Below are 14,794 nucleotides of genomic sequence, written 5' to 3' on the forward strand. Positions count from 1 at the left end.
CTCATGGAAAGAACGAACTCCAATCCGCCCGCCGGGCGGATTGGCTGGCTCAATGCCCGGCACATGCCTTAGACATCATGAACCCGGGTACCCAGGATGCTTTCGACGCAACGCGCCCAGTACAGGAATCGCGCGTCTTCCTTCTGGAAGCCCACCAGTTGCAAGCCGACCGGCAGGCCGCGCGGGCCCCGAGAAATCGGCAAGGTCAGCGAGGGGTTGTGCAGCAGCGTCCAGATCCGGATGAAGATGTTGCTGCCGGTATCGGTGACGTCCGGCGCTTCTCCCAGCGTGGCGGGCGTGGCCAGCACATCGACATCGCGGGCCACGTCCATGAAGGCGCGCCGGCAGGCATCGGCCAGGTCGAGCGTGCGCGCATAATCCTCGGCGGTATCGCGCTCGCCCTTGTCCAGGTATTCGAGCAGCGCCGGGTCGCACTTATCGTGGTGATCGCGCCGGATTTCCTTGAACGAGCGCGCCAGGTCGTACGCCATGATGATGTCGTGGTCGTCGGCGATCTGCGTAAAGATCTTCGGCATATCCAGGACCTTGACCCGGACACCGGCTTGCTGCAGGCGCGCGATGGCATCGTCGAAGGCCTCGCGGACGCAGGGCTCGGCGTCGTCCCACCCCAGCGGCCGCCACACCCCCACGGTGAAATCCCGGCGCACGGGCAAGGCGCTGTCGAACCGCGGATCGCCCAGCGCTTCGCCGAACAGGATCGACAAGTCGCCGACCGAACGGGCGATTGCCCCCAGCGTATCCAGCGGGCGCGAATAGCGCCGCAGCCCGGCATACGGCAAGGTATCGATGGTCGGCTTGAAGCCGACGGCGCCGCAGAACGTCGACGGCCGGACGATCGAGCCCCCGGTCTGGGTGCCCAGCGAGATCGGCGTCTGGAAATCGGCAACCGCCGCGGCCGAACCTGCCGACGAGGCGCCCGGCGTGCGCGACGGGTCATGCGGGTTGCGCGCGGGGCCGGGCAGCATGATCGAATGCCGCGAGACCGTGTTCTTGCCGAGCAGCACGAACCCCAGGTCGTGCATCAGCCGGGTCACCGCCGCGTCAGAGGCGGGCTGGCGGCCCGGATAAATTTCCGGGTCGCCCAGTTCTGTGGGCATGTCGGCCGTGTCGATGATGTCCTTCAAGCCCAACGGCACGCCGTCCAGGCGCTGGCGGCGCCCTTCCCGGTCGACCTGGCGAGCGCGTTCCAGCGCCTTTTCGCCGTTGACATACACCCACGCCTTGACCACGGGGTTGCGCAGCGCGATGCGCTCCAGGCAGGCCTGGGTCCATTGTTCACTGCTGAGCTTGCCCGCGTCGAGCTCGCGCAAGCCTTGTTCGACCGTCAACGCGGCAATGCGAGACGGCGCGGGCCGACGGCCCGCTGCCTGAACATCATTACGATCCGCTACCATCGAAACTACTCCTTAGGAAAAAAAACAATCAAGAACGGCCCGACCTGGCGCCGGACCGACCGATGTAGAGGTCGGCCATTTCCTGATTCTGCAAAAGAGATTGCGCGGCATCCGCCAACACGATGCGGCCGGAATCGAGGATGTAGCCCCGGTCGCTGAACTCGAGCGCCTGGCGGGCCCGCTGCTCTACCATCAATACCGCCACGCCGAGCCGCGGCAGCTTTTTCACTTCGTCGAAAACCTGTTCCGTCAGCGCCGGCGACAAGGCAGCCGAAGGCTCGTCGAGCAGCATGAGGCTGGGCTTGGACATCAGGGCCCGGGCGAAAGCGAGCTGCTGGCGCTCGCCTCCCGACAGGTTTTCAGCCTGGGTTCTGCGTCGCTCGGCCAGTACCGGAAACAGGCTGAGCATCCGGTCGATCATGGCCTTTCGATCGTCGACCGCTTCGACGACTTGCAGGTTTTCCATGACGGTCAGCGTGCCGAACACGTTATTGACCTGCGGCACATAGCCGATGCCCTGGAACACCCTGCGCCGCACCGGCTGATCCTGCAAACTCGCGCCGTTGAGCTCGATGCGGCCCGTCAGTTTGGGAAGCAGGCCCATGACCGCCTTGATCAAGGTCGACTTGCCCGCCCCGTTCGTGCCGGCGATGGTGACGATCTCTTTTTCCGCCACGAACATGTCGATGCCGTTGACGATCGGCACATCGCCATAGCCCGCGCAGACGTTTTCCAACGTCAGTATTTTCTTCATACGGCACCGCCCATGTAGGCTTCGCGGACCCGTTCGTCCGACAAGACGCGATCCGGCGTGCCTTCGTTCAGCACTTTGCCCCGGTCCATGATGTACATGCGAGGCACCAGATCGGACAGGGCCTGCAGGTTGTGCTCGATGATCAATACCGTGATGCCTTGATCGTTCAAGTCGACGATGCGACGAGACAATTCGTCCACCAGCACCGGATTGACGCCGGCGAACGGCTCGTCGAGCATGATGAAGCCGGGCTTGATCATCAGCAGCCGGCCAAGCTCCAGCAGTTTCTTCTGCCCGCCCGATAACGCGCCTGCCGGCACCTCGGCCACTTTGGCCAGGTTGAGAAAACCCAGCAGGTCCCGGGCCCGAGCTTCGATCTCTGCCTCCTGGCGCCGAACGCTGCCCGGCGAAAAAAACAGCGATCCCAGGCGTTCGCCCCGCTGGCCCGGCGCCGCGGCCATCATGTTGTCGAGCACGCTGAGCTGATCGAACTCGCGCGGCACCTGGAAGGTGCGCGCAAGTCCCAGGTTGACCCGGCGCTGCACTCCCATCCCGGTGATATTCACGTCTTCGAAACACACCTGGCCGCTTTGCGCCGGCACATAGCCGCTGATCACCGAGAACAGCGTGCTCTTGCCCGCGCCGTTGGTGCCGATCAGGCCTACGCGCTCGCCTTTGCGCACCGTGATCGAGACGTCGTCGAGGGCCAGCAGCCCGCCGAAACCGGCGCGGATATTCTGGACAGAAAGCTGGGGCGTCATTGGCGCCCTCCCGCCGGCGCTCCGCCGAACAAGCCGTTGGGACGGTACAGCACGCAGCAGACCAGGCCCAGGCCGATGATAAGGAAACGCAGGCTCGCCATTTGGACCTCGGATATGTCAAGGAACAGGAATTCCCGGGCGAAGCGCGATCCTTCCAGAAAGACCATCAGGATGACCGTGCCCGCCACCACGCCCTTCAAGCTGCCGACGCCACCGACGATGATCGCGATCCACACATAGAACGTGATCAGCGGCACGAATTGCTCGGGTGAAATAAAGGTCAGGTAGTGCGCCGTGAACGCGCCCGCCAGGCCTGCCAGCGCCGCGCCTATCATGAGCGAGCGCGTCTTGAACCAGGCAGGGTTTTTGCCCAGGGCCATGACGGCGACTTCGTTGTCGCGTATGGCCTTGATCGTGCGGCCGAACGGGCTGCGGATGATCTTTCGGATACCGAGGAACACCAGGATATTCGTGGCCAGCAGAGCGGCCAGGATCAGAACGTCCACCGTCAGACCGGAGCCATACCCGCCGAACAACCTGGGAATGCCCGGTATGCCATGCACGCCGCGCGTCAGCCACTCTTCCTTCTGGATGACCATGCGAACGGCTTCGGAGAACCCCAGGGTGACGATGGCCAGGTAATCCCCGCGCAGCCGCAGCGCGATGACGCCCAGCGGATAGGCGCTCAAGCAACTGACCAGGGCGGCCGCGAGAAAACACACCGCGAGCGGCACTCCCTGCAACGCCAGCAGGGCGGACGTATAGGCGCCGATGGCGTAAAAGCCGACATGGCCGAAGTTGATCAGGCCCGTGAAGCCGTACTGGAGGGCCAGGCCGCCCGCCAGCAGCATATAGATCAACACCGTGATGAATATCGCGATCAGATAGGCTTCCATCGTTTCACCTCACCGCCTGGATGCGGCCCATAATCCCTTGGGGCCTGAACAGCAGAACGACCAGCAGCACGGCGAACGCGATCACGATCTTGTAGGCCGAACCGACATAAAGCGTCGCGACTTCCTGGGCAATGCCGAAAATGACCATTCCGAGCAGCGCCCCGACCGGGCTCCCCACGCCCCCGAGAATGACCGCCGCGAACATGGGCAGCAGCAGCTCCCACCCGAGTTCCGGCAATACCGTGGCCTTGATTCCCAGCAGCACCCCTCCCAGCCCTGAAAACACGCCGACGATGCCCCAGAGGATCGCCATGACCCGGCGCACATCGATGCCGCCGGCGGCCGCGAGTTGGGGGTTATCCGATACCGCCCTCATGCGCCGGCCTACCGGCGACAGATAAAGCAGCGCGAACATGAAGGCCAGGGCGCCCAACGCGGCCAGGACGATGTAGGCATCCAGGGGCAAGATGCGGATTCCGTCGAAATTCCAGGCCCGCTGCAGTGGAGCCTGGATGGTGTATTGCCCATGCCCGGCAAACAGCGTGATACTCGCCCGCACGGCAAAGGCAATGCCGATGGAAGCGATCAGGCGCGATACCAGCGAGCGCTCTTCCAGCTTCCTGAAGACCCAGAAGTAGAAAAACAAGGAGAGCAGCCCCGTGGCCAGGGTGGCGAAAATCGCGCTGGCCGCGAGGGAGCCGCCCGACAACGCCTGGGCGGCCACCATCGCGTACGCGCCGAAAGTCATGTAGTCGCCCGCGGCGGCGTTGGGGAATCGGGCAATGCCGAACACCAGCGTGATGGCCAGGGCCGGCAACGCCAGCAATAGCCCGACAACCATGCCGCTGATGAGTGCATTGATCAAGAGCACCGAACTCATACGGTATTCATCCTAGAAATGCACCGGCCCGCGATCACAACAGCGATGCGCCGGAGATGACGTTCGTCAAGGCGAATTCCTTGCCGTCGAACTCGTAAATGCCGAAATCCGGCACGGTGTCGCCGTGCGCGTCGAAATCCAGCGAGGAGGAGGCGCCGTCGAAATCGATCTTGACCTTCTGGCGGAGCAGATCGCGGCCCTGGACGAACGAACTGACCTTCTGTCCAGGCGGGTTGGTGACGGCGCGTACCATTCGCGAAAGATCCTGAGGCTTGGCGTCGGCCCCCGCGGCCTCGATCGCGAGCGCCAGGGCGATGACCATGTCGTAGGCGGCGGCAGCGAACATTTCCGGCGGATTCTTGGTGGCCACCTTGAATTTCTCGACGAACGACTTGTAGGCGGCGTTGTCGCCGGCCGGCACGTTCGCAGTGGAAATGATGTTGCGCATCACGTCCGGCCCCAGGGCCTTGACCAGCGTGGGGGTCGCCGAATAGCCGGGCATGATGAACTTGCAGTCGTAGCCGGTCTGGTACCACTCCTTGAGCAGGATGGTCGCATCGGGCGTGTACGAACTGAGGATGATGACGTCGGGCTTGGCCGCCAAGGCCTTTTCCACCTCGGTGCGATAGCTGGCCTGATTGGGCTCGTAGATCGCCGAGCTGACGACCTGGTTGCCCATTTTTTCCCAGGCGGTCATGAAATGCTTGGCCTGGGCCGACATGGTCGCGTTGTTGTAGCCGAGTACGGCGGCGCGCTTGAAACCCTTGCTCTGGCCGATGGCCGCGAACGCCGCGCCGATGATGGCGTTCGACGCATAGAACTGGAACACCAGGTCGAGCTTGTCTTCCGTGCGGATTTCCGGCGCTCCGCAGGTATTGAAAGAAAGAATGCCCGCGGCGTTGGTAATGGGCAGCGTGGCCAGTTGCACGGCCGACGACCAGATCCCGATCATGGCATCGACTTTCACGATGTCGACCAGCTTGCGCGCGGCCAACACCGCGGCGTCCGGCCGCGTCTGATCATCTTCGGCATAGAGCTTGAGTTCACGACCGGCGGCTCCGCCCGCCGCGTTCACCTCGGCGATGCCGATCTTGATGGCCTCGAGCATACCGGGCCCGTAGGTGCCGCCCGCGCCGGTAATGGAATTCAGCGAGCCCACCTTGAACGGCGCGGGACGGGATTGCGCAAAAGCCGGGCCGCTCAGGCCCAGCGCCGCCAACGCCGCCATGGATTGGGCAAACTGCCGGCGCGAAGCATTGATTACGTTTTTCATGTCTCCTCCGATGAGGTTTATCGTTAACTGTCTTCACAGACTTCACAGTCTTGGCCAGCAGCGTGCGCGATCGGCCGGGTCATGCGGAAATGCTTGTCAGAAAGCCGCTCCTCGAGCTTTGAGCGCCTCGATCCTTGCGTCGGAAAGCCCCACGTCGCGCAGTACGGCATCGGTGTCTTGCCCGAACAGCGGCGCGGCTTTGCGTAGCGCGCCCGGCGTTCGGGAGAACTTTGTTGGAATTCCGATGACGTCCATCCTGCCGATGACGGGGTGGTCGACGCTGGCGACCATGCCGCGCTCCCGGTAGTGCGGGTCTTCCATGGCCTGCTTGAAATTGTTGATCGGGCCGCACGGCACGCCCGCCGCATTGCAGCGCCGGATCCATTCCTGCGTTCCCGCCGTCGAGAACGACTCTTCCAACATCGGTTCGAGCAATTCGACGTTCCGCAGTCTGTCGGAATTGGTCAGAAAACGCGGGTCTTCCGCCAATTCAGGGCGGCCCAGCACGTCTTTGCAGAGCGTTTCCCAGGTGCGCTGGTTGGCGCAGCCCAGCACCATGTAGCCGTCGCCCGTCTTGATCGCCTGGTATGGCGCGTCGACGCGATGCCGGCTGCCGGTCGCCTGGGGCACCGTTCCATTGGCAAAGTAGGCGGCCGCCTCCCAGACGAACCAAGGCAGGCCGCATTCGGCGAGACCGATATCGATGTGTTGGCCGTGGCCGGTCTTCAACTGGTGCACATAGGCGGCCAGAATGGCGTAGGCCGCCGTGATTCCGGCGCCGACGTCGTACACCGCGATACCGGATTTCAACGGCCGCCCGTCGGGTTCGCCGGTCATGCTCATGATGCCGCTCAGACCCTGGGCCACCAGGTCGAACCCGCCATTGCGGGCATAGGGGCCGGTCTGGCCGAAGCCCGATATCGAGCAGTAGATCAGCTTGGGGTTGAGCGCGCTTAGCGTGGCATAGTCGACGCCGAGCCGGGCGGTTACACCCACCCGATAGTTCTCGACCACCACGTCCGCCCACTTCGCCAGCTCATGAACGACGTCGCGCGCCTCGGAGTCTTTCAGGTCGAGCGCGATACCGCGCTTGTTGCGGTTGATCTGCGCGAAGCAGGTCGATTCGCCATGCACGTACGGTCCCATCTGGCGCGAATCGTCGCCGCCCGCCGGCTTCTCTACCTTGATCACTTCCGCGCCCAGGTCCGCGAGCACCATGGTGCAGTACGGGCCGGCCATGATCTGGGACAGATCGAGTATCTTCAGGCCCGCCAGGGGCGCTACGGCTTCACTAGTCATTGTTGTATCCAGATAAGCGGATGGAAAATCGGAGCCTCAGCGGCCCACGAACCGAGGACGCTGTTTGTCGAGAAACGCCTGCGAGCCCACGCGGTAGTCTTCGGTGTCGAAGCACGCATAGGCCTCGTCGCGCTCGGCCTGCGTCAGTTCCCGCCCTGACTGCAATTGACGGATGAATTTCTTGTGCCAGCGGTTCGACAGCGGCGCCAGCCGCGCGATGCGGCGCGCAGTGTCGCAGGCATCGGACCAGGCATCGTCGACGACTCGGGACAGCAGACCTTTCGCCAGCGCTTCCTGCGCGCCGAACACACGTCCTTCAAGGAGGATTTCAAGCGCCCCGCCATGCCCCACGACCGCAGCCAGGTCAGCCAGTTCGCAATGGTCCAGGGTCAGCCCGATCCGGTTGACCGGGATGCCGAAGCGCGCATCTTGCTGGGCGATCCGCAAGTCGCATAGCGCGGCGATCTCGAGTCCGCCGCCCACGCATACGCCTTCAATGCAGGCCACAGTCGGGTGGCGCAGATTCTTGAGCCTGTCGAACATGGCCACGGTGAAATCCGCATAGACCTTGGCCTGCTCTGCCCCGGCCCGGCTCTCGTCGAATCCGCCGATATCGCTGCCGGAGCAAAAATCGCCGCCCGCCCCCCGCAGGACGACGCAACGCACCGCGTCATTGCCCTGCAACCCGTCGCAGGCGGCGCCGAAGGCTTCATACATGTCCCAGGTGAACGCATTGCGCTTTTCCGGGCGATCCATCAGCAGCGTCACGACGCCGTCTTCGTCTGGCTGGCTGACCTTGATGGCCATGACCGATCTCCTTCCACATATGGCCCGGACGGCGGCTGCCGACCCTCTGGCCTCGTTCTGGTCAAAATTGTTGTATTGATTGTCTTCAATTTTATATTCAATCTTATCGTAAATTCAATATACATCATTTCATGCAATTCAAGGGAGGCCGGGGGTAATTGAATTGATGTCGTGTGTTTGGCCACCGCGCGGCCTGAACGTGACCGGCCTTCATCCGGCCGGTCGGTTCGGCGCCGAAGGCTTGCGGGAATGACGCTGGATGCAAGGTTTGCCATCTCCACGGCTTGCCCCTGTGCGTATCTGACCGCGGGGCGAAGCAACGTTTCGGCTGACGAAAAGCTTCGGCGTCGAGCTTGCCCGCCACTTCCACCCGGCTCATCATCCAGCGATCAACAGCGGCAACAGGGACTACCCATGACAACTTCACGCGGGGGCGACGGCCAGTCAAGTGTCGAAGTCGGCACATTCATCAAGACGCCAAGCGCGCATATCGTTGAGATCCTCGCCGTGGCGGGGCTGGATTTCGCCGTGCTGGACGCGGAACATGCGCCGTTCGATTTCGGGACGCTGGACGCGATGCTGATCGCCGGCAAGGCGGCCGGCCTGCCTCTTTTTGTCCGAGTTCCCGACTTCCAGCCCTCGACGCTTCTGCGCTCGCTGGATCTCGGGGCGGCGGGCGTTCTCGTGCCCCATGTCGATACGCCGGAAGATGCGAGAAATGTGGTGGCCCGCTGCCGCTACAAAGCCGGAGTACGCGGCTACAGCGGGGGATCGCGGTCATCCGGTTATGGGGAAAAGGGCATGCTGGCAGCCGTCGCAGACGCCGAGAGCGTGCAGATCATGTGCCAGATCGAGAGCATAGAGGCGGTCGACAACACCCGGGCGATTGCCGCCACGCAAGGGGTCGACGGCATCTTCGTGGGCCGGGCAGACCTGGCGTTATCCATGGGGCTTGCGGACAGTCAACATCCTGATGTCTTGAAAGCCACGGAGCGTGCTATCGCGGCAGGCGTGTCACAGGGAAAACGCATTGGCGTGGTCGCCAGCAGCCTGGAGGAAAGAAAGCGCTACAGCGATCTCGGGGCAACCTGGTTTCTGCATGGATCAGATCAGTCCCTCCTCAAACAGGCTGCCCGCGCTCTCGTGCGCGCGTGAAACCGAAGCCCTTCACCACGGAGACTGCAATGACTTTTGGAACCCCCTCGTTGGAAGACTTTGCCGCTATCGCGCCGCAAGCCGACGAGCCCTTGCTCAAGGAATGGATCGCCCGCGGCGCCAACTTCGTCGCCTGTTACGTGCAAGCCCTGCCGGGCGCGCGCCTGGCCCGGGACGCGAGGCAAACCGACGAATACATGGTGTTCGTGGTCAGTGGCGCGGGGTCGATCGAGGCCGCGGATTCGTCGGCGACGCTGGCGACGGGACGATTGGCGATTGTGCCGCCGGGACCCAGCGAACTGATCCTGACGGAGCCGAGCACCCTTTTCCTGCTGTTCTCGTCGCGCGCGGCCGATCTGGCGGCCCGGGCGGCCAACGCGGACGTCTACTCAACGAGCGCGCCCAACGTCGCGCCGCTGACGGCCTGGCCAGAACCGGCCGACGGCTATCGGCTGCGAACCTATGACGTCGCCGCACATGTCCGCCCCGACAGCAATATGCGCATCTTCCGCAGTTGCAACCTGATGCTCAATATCATGTTGCCGCGGTCGGCGCCGCGCGACACGACCAAGCTCAGCCCCCATTCGCATACGGATTTCGAACAAGGGTCCTTCGCGCTGCTGGGCACCTGGAAACATCATCTGCGCTATCCGTGGGGCAAGGATCTGGGCGAGTGGCGCGAGGATGAACACCGCGAAGTCGGCAGTCCTTCGATGCTGGTCATTCCGCCGCAGGTCATCCATACAAGCAGGAACATCAACGAGGGGGAAGCCTGGCTGTTGGATATTTTCGCTCCCCCGCGGCTGGACTTCTCGAACCGGCCGGGGATGGTGTGCAACGCGGAAGACTACCCCTTGCCTGCCGGCGTTGCCATGCCTTGAACGGAATCAGCCAAAGGACAAGGCGTGATTCGCCTTGTTGGCCGCTTCCCGAAGCACCGGCAGGAATTTCGAGATCATTTGGTCCGCGGATGCGCGGGCGGAGACGGCGCCGACATTCATTGCCGCGATGACCTTCCCCGACCGATCCCGCAAGGGGACGGCCAATGAACGCAAGCCGATCTCCAGCTCTTCGTCCACCAATATCCAGCCCTGCTCGCGCCCTTTGTCCAGGGCGGCGTAGAAGGCATCGCGGTCGACGATGGTCTTTTCCGTAAACGCCTGAAGCGGCCGCTCCCGCAGATACGCTTCCACCACGTGGCGAGGCTCGTAGGCGAGCAGCAGGCGCCCCATCGCCGAGACCGCGGCCGGCACCCGGCTTCCGACGCCAATGGCCATGTTCTGCACGATCCGCCGCGCTTGTGCGCGAGCCACGTACACGACGTCGGGCAGGTCCAGTACGCCGACGGATGAACTTTCGTTCAACTCCGACATGACTTCCTGCATGTACGGCTGCACGCGGTCCCAGAATTGACTGGACGACAGGTAGGCGTACCCGAGCTCCATGACTGGCGGCATCAACCGGAATGTCTGGCCGTCCGTCGCGGCATATTTGAGCCGCAACAGGGACCCCAGCAGACGGCGGGTGGAGGCTCGCGGTTGCTTCGTGATCTCGGCGATCTCGGACAGGGTGAGAGGCCGCTGTTCAGAGGCGAATGCGCGGATCACGTCCAGTCCGCGCTCAAAAGCCTGGACTCCGACCTGGTCGTCTTCCGTGCGCGCCAGAATCTCGTCGCGCTTTTTCTTTGAGCGAGGCCGCCGGGCGGCCGCTATCGTTTTATTCTGCTCTTGAGTCATGTATTGAGTGCGCAATGAGGAAAACAGCGTCGGCGCGGGCCGACGCGGTTCCAGGCGGCCTGATCAGGCCAGATATCCTATCACTTCATCCTTGCGCCGGTGTTCCGGATCCCGTTTTTCGGGGTCTCCAAATCCCCCTCCGCCCGGCGTCGCGAGATAGACCACGTCGCCCGGCGCAACGCGGTGTTGCCGTTTCTGCTCCGCGGGGGTGAGCGCGCGTCCGTTGATATGCAGCACGCCGGTACTGCCGTGCTGGCCGCCGCAGACGCCGGGCGCCGGCGTTTGGGTGCGTTCGGCATGGAAGCCGATGACGACGGGACGCTCGCCGGCGTGCCGCAGTTGGACCTCCTGGCCCAAGCCGCCCCGGTATTCGCCGTCGCCGCCGGATCCGCCGCGCAGGCGTTTGAATTCGTAGCGCAGCGGCGACTGCTGCTCGGTCATCTCGATGGGCACGTTCGACACGTTGCTCGGCCAGCTCAGGCATGCATAGCCGTCCCGATTGTGCAGAGCGCCGACGCCGCCGTTGAAGAAAATCTTGTTCACGAAGGTGCGTCCGCCGTCGTCCTGGCCGGTGACCTGCATGCTCCACAGCGGAGAGCCGGCCCCCGACATGATGAGGTGCGGCGCCGCGGTCTCGAATGCGCCGAAAATCAGGAACGGCAGGAAGTGGCCCACCAGCGTGCGGCTCTGTCCCGATTGCGGATAGGTATGGTTGAGGATCGAGCCTTCAGGCGCCGTGACTTCGATGGGCAGCAGCGCCCCTTCGTTGTTGGGCAGGTCCGGCGACAACAGGCATTTCAGCGCGTACGCCGTTTGCGAGGCGGTGTAGCAGAGGGCGACGTTGATGCCGCGGTCGACCTGATTGGAAGAGCCCGCATAGTCGACCTTGATGCGCTCGCCGTCGACGTCGATCGCGACCTTCAGCGTCAGCGGTTCGTTCAGGCCATCGGCCTGGAGCGAATACTCGTACTGCCCGTCAGGGAACTTCGCGATCGCATCGCGCATCGCCCGTTCCGTGCGGCCGATGATCTCGTCGGCCAGTTCGTCGAGCGTCTCGAACCGGTTCTCTCGCGCCAACTCGACCGAGCGCTGTTCGAGCAGTTGCAGGGCGGCGATCTGGGCCCAGAGGTCTCCGATTACCTGGTCCGGGACCCGCGTGTTCTTGCGGATCATGGCGATGAGGGTTTCGTTGGCGACGCCCGCATCCATCAGTTTCATCATCGGGACTTGCAGGCCTTCCTCGAAGATGTCGCGGACGTCGGCGGAGCCGGTCTTGCCGCCCATGTCGGGGGCGTGCGCAGTGGTGGCCACCATGCCGATGAAGCGCCCCTCGGCGAACATGGGTTTTGCCAGGGAGAGGTCGGGCAGGTGGCCGGTTCCCATCCAGGGGTCGTTGGTGATGAGGATGTCGCCAGCCTTCAGGGTCTCGACCGGGAAGTGCGCCAGGAAATGCTTGACGGTCCTGGGAAGCGTGCCGATGAAGGAGGGGATGCTCTCCGAGGCCTGGGCAATCGACCTGCCTTTCGTGTCGGTGACGATGCACGCGAAGTCATAGGATTCGCGGACGATGGTTGAAAAAGAAGAGCGCAACAGGGCCGCGCCGGCTTCGTCCGCGGCGGATACCAAGCGCTGCCACAGAATCTCGAGGGTGATGGGATCGAATTTCATGCACGGTCTCCGGTATTCAGTTCCACGGCGATGATGCCGTTCTCAAGTAGTTCAAAGCTGCCATGGCTGCCGACGATCAGGGTGGACACGGACTCTTCCACGATGGCGGGGCCCGCAACCGTCGCGCCGGCAACCAGATTGGCGCGCTGATGCACGGGCATGTCGACCGTTTTGGCCAGGTCGGGGCAATACGCCTTCCGGCGTACCGGCACCCTGGATTCGGTCGCGGCCTCGTCCCGCTGTTTTCCGAGTTTGGCGTCGGCCGCGCCCGATACGTCGATTCTCACGTTCACGATCTCGACATCATTGACGGGGGGAGTGATCGCGAAAACGCGCTTGTACTCGTCCGCGAACAGTTCCCGGATCCGGTCGGGAGTCGAGTCGCCGTAGGGGCCCGCGGGCAGCTCGGTAACCAATTCGAAGCCTTGGCCGACGAATCGCAGATCCGCGTACCGACGGGTGACGAGCGCCGTGCTCGATGCGCCGCTTTCCTTGAGGGTCTGCACGGCCGATGCTTCCAGCTCCTGGTAGGCGTGCTCGAGCGCGTCGATCTTGATCTGGCTGAGACGGTTCGAGAATGTCGTCACGCGGGTGACCTTGGGCGGCGCGATCAGCAGGCCCAAGGCGGAAGCCACGCCCGCCGACGGCGGGCACAGCATGCGGCGAAGGCGCAACTTCTTGGCGACGCTGTAGCCGTGCAGCGGGCCTCCGCCCCCCGTGACGAGCAACGAATACTCGCGGGCATCCCCCCCGCGCTCGGCGATATGGACGCGGGCGGCGGCGGCCATGTTCTCGTTCACGACGTCGGTGACGCCGGGGACGCACGACGCCGTATCCATGTCGAGTGTCTTGGCAACGGTGTCGAGGGCCTGTTTGGCGGCGGCTTCGCTGATCTTCATCGTGCCGCCGGCAAACGTGTCCGGATTCAGGTAGCCCAGGCACAAGTTCGCATCGGTCACCGTCGGATGCTCGCCGCCTTTCTGATAGCACGCCGGGCCAGGCTGCGAACCGGCACTGCGCGGGCCGACTTTGAGCAGACCCAGATGATCCACGTGGGCAATGCTGCCGCCGCCCGCGCCGATTTCGATCAGTTCGATCGTGGAAATCTTGATGGGCAGACCGCTGCCCGTGCGGAATCTCTTCTGGCGGGCGGCTTCGAATGTGTAGGCCACCAGCGGCTCGCCGTCCTCGATCACGCTGAGCTTCGCGGTGGTGCCGCCCATGTCGAACGCCAGGATTTTCGTTTCGGAGACATCCCGGCCGAATTGCGCGGCAACCAAGGCGCCGGCGGCGGGCCCGGATTCGAGCAACTGGACCGGCAGGCGCTTCGCTTCTTTGGTATGCACAAGTCCGCCATTCGACTGCATGAGGAAAAGCGGGGCCGTGATGCCCTCTTGGCGAAGACTGTCCTCCAGGGACGAGATGTAGCGATCGGCCAGCGGTTTGACGTAGGCGTTGGCGACCGTGGTGGAGAACCGCTCGTATTCCCGGATTTCGGCGACGACGGCGGCGGAACTCGAGATGGCGATGCCGGGCAGTTGCGCTTGGAGCATCTGGACCGCGGCGGTTTCATGCTCCGGGTTGCGATAGGAGTGCAGGAACGCGACAGCGATGGATTCCACGCCGAGCGTCTTCAGCTTTTGCCCGGCCGCCAGGAGTTGGTCGCGGTCCAGGGGACGGGATATGGATCCGTCGGGCTCCGTGCGCTCGGCGACTTCCAGCCGGAGTTCCCGCGGCACGAGGGGTTCTATGAGCTCGAGGAAATTGTCGTACAGGTCATAGCGGCGCTCGCGGCCGATTTCCAGCACGTCGCGAAAACCTTCGGTCGTGATCATGCCCGTGACGGCGCCGCGCCGCTCGATGAGGGCATTCGTGAACAACGTGGTGGCGTGGACGACTCGCACGACTTGCTGCGGCTGCACGGCGCACCGCTTGAGCAGAATCCGGACGCCTCGCAGGACGCCCAGTTCCGGCTGGTCTGGCGTCGTCAGCTCTTTATGGCTGAAGTGGTCGCCGGACTGCACGTCCAACAAGACGATATCGGTGAAGGTGCCGCCGATGTCGACCCCTAGCGAATAGTGACCCATGGTCTTCTCCCAAAAAACGAACAAATGTTCAATTCAATATTTCTCTTGGCGATTCTAGGCGAA

At 63.6% G+C, this 14,794-nt stretch carries 13 protein-coding genes; 2 read left to right on the top strand and 11 right to left on the bottom strand.

Features of this window, described 5'->3' with window-relative positions:
- Positions 1 to 68 precede the first annotated feature (68 nt).
- The 8 genes from WHX56_RS27330 to WHX56_RS27365 all read right to left on the bottom strand — a co-directional run bounded on the left by WHX56_RS27330 (position 69) and on the right by WHX56_RS27365 (position 8,085).
- Positions 69 to 1,415 (bottom strand): amidase, encoded by a 1,347-nt coding sequence (locus WHX56_RS27330; RefSeq protein ID WP_422393626.1) that lies wholly within the window; start codon positions 1,413 to 1,415, stop codon positions 69 to 71.
- A gap of 28 nt (positions 1,416 to 1,443) precedes the next feature.
- Positions 1,444 to 2,169 carry an ABC transporter ATP-binding protein gene (locus WHX56_RS27335; protein WP_129241676.1) on the bottom strand — a complete coding sequence of 242 codons (726 nt, stop codon included), beginning with the start codon at positions 2,167 to 2,169 and terminating at the stop codon, positions 1,444 to 1,446.
- Positions 2,166 to 2,930, bottom strand: coding sequence for an ABC transporter ATP-binding protein (locus WHX56_RS27340; RefSeq protein WP_129241677.1), 765 nt, complete (start codon positions 2,928 to 2,930; stop codon positions 2,166 to 2,168). Before WHX56_RS27340 ends, WHX56_RS27335 begins: the two co-directional genes overlap by 4 nt.
- Positions 2,927 to 3,826, bottom strand: coding sequence for a branched-chain amino acid ABC transporter permease (locus tag WHX56_RS27345; protein WP_338879510.1), 900 nt, complete (start codon positions 3,824 to 3,826; stop codon positions 2,927 to 2,929). The genes WHX56_RS27340 and WHX56_RS27345 overlap by 4 nt, the downstream gene beginning before the upstream one ends.
- A gap of 4 nt (positions 3,827 to 3,830) precedes the next feature.
- Positions 3,831 to 4,706 (bottom strand): branched-chain amino acid ABC transporter permease, encoded by an 876-nt coding sequence (locus WHX56_RS27350; RefSeq protein ID WP_129241679.1) that lies wholly within the window; start codon positions 4,704 to 4,706, stop codon positions 3,831 to 3,833.
- 34 nt (positions 4,707 to 4,740) lie between these two features.
- Complete coding sequence (locus tag WHX56_RS27355; RefSeq protein ID WP_338879511.1) at positions 4,741 to 5,979, bottom strand: ABC transporter substrate-binding protein; 1,239 nt, start codon at positions 5,977 to 5,979, stop codon at positions 4,741 to 4,743.
- A 96-nt stretch (positions 5,980 to 6,075) separates the two neighbouring features.
- The gene (locus tag WHX56_RS27360) at positions 6,076 to 7,278 is read right to left on the bottom strand and encodes a CoA transferase (RefSeq protein ID WP_338879512.1); all 1,203 of its coding nucleotides are present in this window, start codon (positions 7,276 to 7,278) and stop codon (positions 6,076 to 6,078) included.
- A 36-nt stretch (positions 7,279 to 7,314) separates the two neighbouring features.
- Positions 7,315 to 8,085 (bottom strand): enoyl-CoA hydratase/isomerase family protein, encoded by a 771-nt coding sequence (locus tag WHX56_RS27365; protein ID WP_129241682.1) that lies wholly within the window; start codon positions 8,083 to 8,085, stop codon positions 7,315 to 7,317.
- Positions 8,086 to 8,499: 414 nt separating this feature from the next.
- Between WHX56_RS27365 and WHX56_RS27370 the strand changes: the two genes are divergently transcribed.
- Both WHX56_RS27370 and WHX56_RS27375 read left to right on the top strand, forming a co-directional pair.
- Positions 8,500 to 9,240: an HpcH/HpaI aldolase family protein gene (locus WHX56_RS27370; RefSeq protein WP_129241683.1), complete on the top strand. Its 741-nt coding sequence runs from the start codon at positions 8,500 to 8,502 to the stop codon at positions 9,238 to 9,240.
- On the top strand, positions 9,237 to 10,121 hold the full coding sequence (locus WHX56_RS27375) for a hypothetical protein (protein ID WP_338879513.1): 885 nt from the start codon (positions 9,237 to 9,239) through the stop codon (positions 10,119 to 10,121). Before WHX56_RS27370 ends, WHX56_RS27375 begins: the two co-directional genes overlap by 4 nt.
- Before the next feature lie 6 nt (positions 10,122 to 10,127).
- Here the strand turns inward: WHX56_RS27375 and WHX56_RS27380 are convergent, their stop codons facing one another.
- The 3 genes from WHX56_RS27380 to WHX56_RS27390 all read right to left on the bottom strand — a co-directional run bounded on the left by WHX56_RS27380 (position 10,128) and on the right by WHX56_RS27390 (position 14,731).
- Positions 10,128 to 10,976, bottom strand: a complete 849-nt coding sequence (locus tag WHX56_RS27380) for an IclR family transcriptional regulator domain-containing protein (RefSeq protein ID WP_129241685.1) — start codon at positions 10,974 to 10,976, stop codon at positions 10,128 to 10,130.
- A gap of 63 nt (positions 10,977 to 11,039) precedes the next feature.
- Positions 11,040 to 12,644 (bottom strand): hydantoinase B/oxoprolinase family protein, encoded by a 1,605-nt coding sequence (locus tag WHX56_RS27385; RefSeq protein WP_129241686.1) that lies wholly within the window; start codon positions 12,642 to 12,644, stop codon positions 11,040 to 11,042.
- Positions 12,641 to 14,731, bottom strand: coding sequence for a hydantoinase/oxoprolinase family protein (locus WHX56_RS27390; protein ID WP_338879514.1), 2,091 nt, complete (start codon positions 14,729 to 14,731; stop codon positions 12,641 to 12,643). The genes WHX56_RS27385 and WHX56_RS27390 overlap by 4 nt, the downstream gene beginning before the upstream one ends.
- Between the last annotated feature and the right edge of the window lie 63 nt (positions 14,732 to 14,794).

This window comes from Achromobacter veterisilvae (assembly GCF_037619525.1).
Classification (GTDB): domain Bacteria; phylum Pseudomonadota; class Gammaproteobacteria; order Burkholderiales; family Burkholderiaceae_B; genus Achromobacter; species Achromobacter veterisilvae.